General features: G+C 71.5%; 2 protein-coding genes. Both read left to right on the forward strand.

Going from position 1 to position 4753, the window contains the following annotated elements:
- Window positions 1-2436 (forward strand): type I polyketide synthase (locus ACZ5GP_RS33910; protein WP_468754513.1); only part of this gene is annotated, 2436 nt, incomplete at its 5' end.
- A 70-nt stretch (window positions 2437-2506) separates the two neighbouring features.
- Window positions 2507-4753: type I polyketide synthase (locus tag ACZ5GP_RS33915; RefSeq protein WP_468754514.1), on the forward strand; the 2247-nt coding region annotated here is incomplete at its 3' end.

The raw sequence follows: 4753 nt of genomic DNA on the forward strand, positions 1-4753 counted from the left end.
ACGGTGCCGCCCGTGGGTGACCTGACGGAATGGCCTCCCAAGGGCGCGGTCGCGCTGGACACCGATTCGCTGTACGAGGACTTCGCCGCCGCCGGATACGACTACGGGCCGGCCTTCCAGGGGCTGCGGGCGGCCTGGCGACGCGGGGACGAGATCTTCGCCGAGGCCGTGCTGCCGCGGGAGCGGCAGGCGGAGGCGGCACACTTCGCCATCCACCCGGCACTGCTGGACGCGGCGCTGCACGGTCTCAGGCTGGGCGCGTTCTTCGGCGACCCCGACGAGGTCCGGCTGCCGTTCACCTGGACCGGGGTGGCGCTGCACGCCGCGGGCGCCCCCGTACTGCGCGTGGCTCTCAAACCGTCCGGGCAGGACGCGGTGTCCGTGGCGGTGGCCGACGGAACCGGTGCGCCTGTGGCCTCTTTCGACTCGCTCGTGCTGCGGCCGATCGACCCGGCCCAGCTCGGCGCGGCACATGGCGAGTCGAGCGACGACTCGCTGTTCCGTGTCGGCTGGACGGCCCTGCCGCACCCGCGGCACACCGGCGCCGCCTGGGCCGTGGTCGGTCCAGACGAGTTCAAGCTGAGTGTGGAGCTGGGCGACGGCGAGGCGGAGGTGGCGGTGCACGCCGACCTGGCCGCGCTGGCCGACGCGATCGAGGCGGGCGCGCCGGCCCCGGACGCCGTGTTCGTGGCCTGCACCGCCGGCCGCAGGCCGGCGGATGCCGGACTCACCACGATGGCGAGCGACGTCCGTACAGCCGTCGGAAACGCCCTGGAGCTCGTACGGTCCTGGGTGGACGACGAGCGGTTCGCGGCCACGCGTCTGGTGTTCCTCACCCGGGGCGCCGTCGCAACCCGGTCCCCGCGGGAGATGGCCGACCTGGCGAACGCGCCGCTGTGGGGTCTGATCCGCTCGGCGCAGTCGGAGAACCCCGGCCGGTTCCTGCTCGTCGACCTGGACGAGGACGAAGCGTCGTGCCGGGCCCTGCCCGCCGCCGTCGAGGCGGGAGAGCCGCAGCTCGCCCTCCGCGGGGGCGAGCTCCTCGTCCCCCGGCTGGTCCGAGCCGGCACGGCCGCCGAAGGCGCGGGCCTGACCCTCGACCCGAGCGGAACGGTCCTCGTCACCGGCGCCACCGGCACGCTGGGCGGTCTGGTCGCCAGGCACCTGGTCACCGAGCACGGCGTGCGGCAGCTGCTGCTGACCAGCCGCCGCGGTCTGGACGCCGAAGGCGCCGCCGACCTCCAAGCGGAACTGACGGCACTCGGCGCGAGCGTGACCGTCGCCGCCTGTGACACGGCGGACCGGGAGCAGCTGGCCCGGGTGCTGGCCGCGGTGCCGGCCGAGCACCCGCTGAAGGCGGTCGTGCACGTGGCCGGAGTCCTGGACGACGGGGTCATCGCGACGCTCACCGCGGAGCGGATCGACCGGGTGCTGCGCCCGAAGGTGGACGCGGCGCTCCACCTGCACGAGCTGACCCTGGACCTGGATCTGGACGCGTTCATCCTCTTCTCCGGAGCCGCGGGCACGTTCGGCACCGCCGGTCAGGCCAACTACGCGGCGGCCAACGTCTTCCTGGACGCCCTGGCCCACCACCGCCGTTCGCTCGGCCTTCCGGCCGTGGCACTCGGCTGGGGCTTGTGGTCCGAGCGCAGCAGCATGACCGAGCACCTGGACGACAGCGCGGTCAAGCGATTGGCCCGCATGGGCATCGCGCCCCTGTCCTCCGAGCACGGCCTGGCGCTCTTCGACGCGGCGGGTGGACTGGACGAGGCCGTCATCCTGCCCGTACGGCTGGACATGGCCGCGCTGCGTGCCCGCGAGGACGTGGAGGAGATCGCGCCGCTGCTGCGCGGGCTGGTCAAGCCGGTCGCCCGTAGGGCCGCGAGCGGCGGCACGACAGCCGCCGGGGCCACGGGGGCCCCGTCGCTGCGCGACCGGCTCAGCGGGCTGAACGAGGCGGAGCAGGACCGTGTACTGCTGGACCTGGTGCGCGGCCACGTGGCCGGGGTGCTCGGGCACGCACGCCCCGAGGCGGCGGACGCGGGGCGGTCGTTCAAGGAGCTCGGCTTCGACTCGCTGACCGCGGTCGAGCTGCGCAACCTGCTGAACGACGCCACGGGGCTGCGGCTGCCGGCCACGCTGGTCTTCGACTACCCGACACCGGGTGCGATCGCGGAGTTCCTCAAGGCCGAGATCGGTCCGGCGCAGAACGCGGAGTCCACGGTCGGCCTGCGCGAGCTCGACGCCTTCGAGTCCGCGCTCACGGCGCACGACGCGCTGCCCGAGCCCGTCCAGGAGCGTCTGCGGGAGCTGCTGGCGAAGTACGGCATCCACTCCGGTGGACCGGTTGGTGGCCCGCCGGACGACTCGGTGGTGGACCAGATCGAAGAGGCATCGGACGAGGACCTCTTCAGCTTCATCGATGAGCAGCTCTGAGCAGCGACCTGTTCTGTTGCGACCTGCTGTGGCGTGAATTCTCGGAAATGTGAAAGGGAACGTTTTTCAGATGGCGAACGAGGAAAAGCTTCGCGCCTATCTCAAGCGGGTCACGGGGGATCTGCACCAGGCTCGGCAGCACATCAAGGACCTGGAGGGACAGGGCTCCGAGCCGATCGCGATCGTCGCGATGAGCTGCCGGTACCCGGGCAGTGTGCGTTCCCCCGAGGAACTGTGGAAGCTGGTCGCCTCCGGCACCGACGCGATCTCCGAGTTCCCGGAGAACCGCGGCTGGGCCGACGACCTGTACGACGTGGACCCGGAGAAGCCGGGTAAGAGCTACACCCGCGAGGGTGGATTCCTCCATGAGTCCGACCAGTTCGACCCCGCGTTCTTCAACCTCAGCCCGCGGGAGGCACTCACCATCGACCCCCAGCAGCGGCTGCTGCTGGAGACGTCATGGGAGGCGTTCGAGCGGGCCGGGATCGACCCGGCCACACTGCGCGGCAGCCACACGGGCGTCTACGCCGGCGTCATGTACAACGACTACGGGACGCGGCTGTACGGCACGCTGGACAACTTTGAGGGCTACCTCGTCAACGGCAGCGCGGGCAGCGTCGCATCGGGCCGTGTCGCGTACACCTTCGGCCTCGAAGGCCCCGCCGTCACCGTCGACACGGCCTGTTCGTCATCGCTGGTGACCCTCCACCTCGCGGCGCAGGCGTTGCGGCGCGGCGACTGCACCCTCGCGCTCGCGGGCGGCGTGGCCGTGATGTCGACACCCGAGATCTTCGTGGAGTTCAGCCGCCAGGGCGCACTGTCTCCCAACGGCCGCTGCAAGTCCTTCTCGGACCACGCGGACGGCACCGCGTGGGCCGAGGGCGCGGGCATGCTGCTCCTTGAGCGGCTCTCGGACGCCCGCCGCAACGGACACCCGGTGCTCGCGGTCATCCGGGGCAGCGCGATCAACCAGGACGGCGCCTCCAACGGCCTGACCGCCCCCAACGGCCCGGCGCAGCAACGTGTCATCCGCAAGGCGCTGGCGGACGCCCAGCTCACGCCCGAAGACGTGGACGCCGTCGAGGCGCACGGTACGGGTACGACGTTGGGCGACCCGATCGAGGCGCAGGCGCTGCTGGCCACGTACGGCCAGGGTCGCTCGGAGGAGCGGCCGCTGTGGCTGGGCTCGCTGAAGTCCAACATCGGTCATACGCAGGCCGCCGCCGGTGTGGCGGGTGTGATGAAGATGGTGCTGGCGATGCGGCATGGGGTGCTGCCGCGGACGCTGCATGTGGATGAGCCGTCGCGGCAGGTGGACTGGGAGGCCGGTGCGGTCGAGCTGCTCACCGAGGAGCGGGCCTGGCCCGAGACCGACCGCCCGCGTCGCGCGGGCGTGTCGTCGTTCGGCGTGAGCGGCACGAACGCGCACGTGATCATCGAGCAGGCCCCGAAGGCGGACGAAGTGCCGTCGGAACCGTCGGTGGCCCTTCCGGTCGTGCCGTGGGTGGTTTCGGGTCGTGGTGTGGAGGCGTTGCGGGGGCAGGCGGAGCGGCTGCTTTCCCGTGTGGAGGGCGACGAGAAGCTGTCCTTGGCGGATGTGGGGTGGTCGCTGGCTTCTGGGCGGTCGGCCTTTGAGTACCGCGGTGTGGTCATCGGCGGGGACCGGGATGCTCTCCTGGCCGGTCTGGGCGCGCTGGCGCGGGGTGAGGACGCTGCGGGTGTGGTGACCGGTCCGTCTTCGGGCGTGTCCGGTGCGGGTGACCGGGTGGTGTTTGTCTTCCCGGGTCAGGGTTCGCAGTGGGCGGGTATGGCGGTGGAGTTGTTGGATTCGGCGCCGGTGTTCGCGGAGCGGTTCGCTGAGTGTGGTCGGGTGTTGGGGGAGTTCGTTGGCTGGGATCTTGAGTCGGTGGTTCGGCAGGCGCCGGAGGCGCCGTCGTTGGAGCGGGTGGATGTTGTTCAGCCGGTGCTGTGGGCGGTGATGGTGTCCCTGGCGGAGCTGTGGCGTTCATATGGTGTTGAGCCTGCTGCGGTGGTGGGGCATTCGCAGGGTGAGATCGCGGCTGCGTGTGTGGCGGGTGGGTTGTCGTTGCGGGATGCGGCGAGGGTGGTGGCGCTGCGTTCGCAGGCGATTGCCGGTGGGCTGGCGGGGCTCGGCGGGATGGTGTCGGTGGCGTTGCCGTTGGTTGAGGTGGAGTCTCGGCTTGAGGCGTTCGGTGGCCGGGTCGAGGTCGCGGCGGTGAACGGGCCGGCGTCGGTGGTGGTGGCCGGTGATCCGGGTGCGCTCGATGAGCTGCTGGCCCAGTGCCAGGCCCAGGAG

Source organism: Streptomyces sp. NPDC031466, from assembly GCF_055581265.1.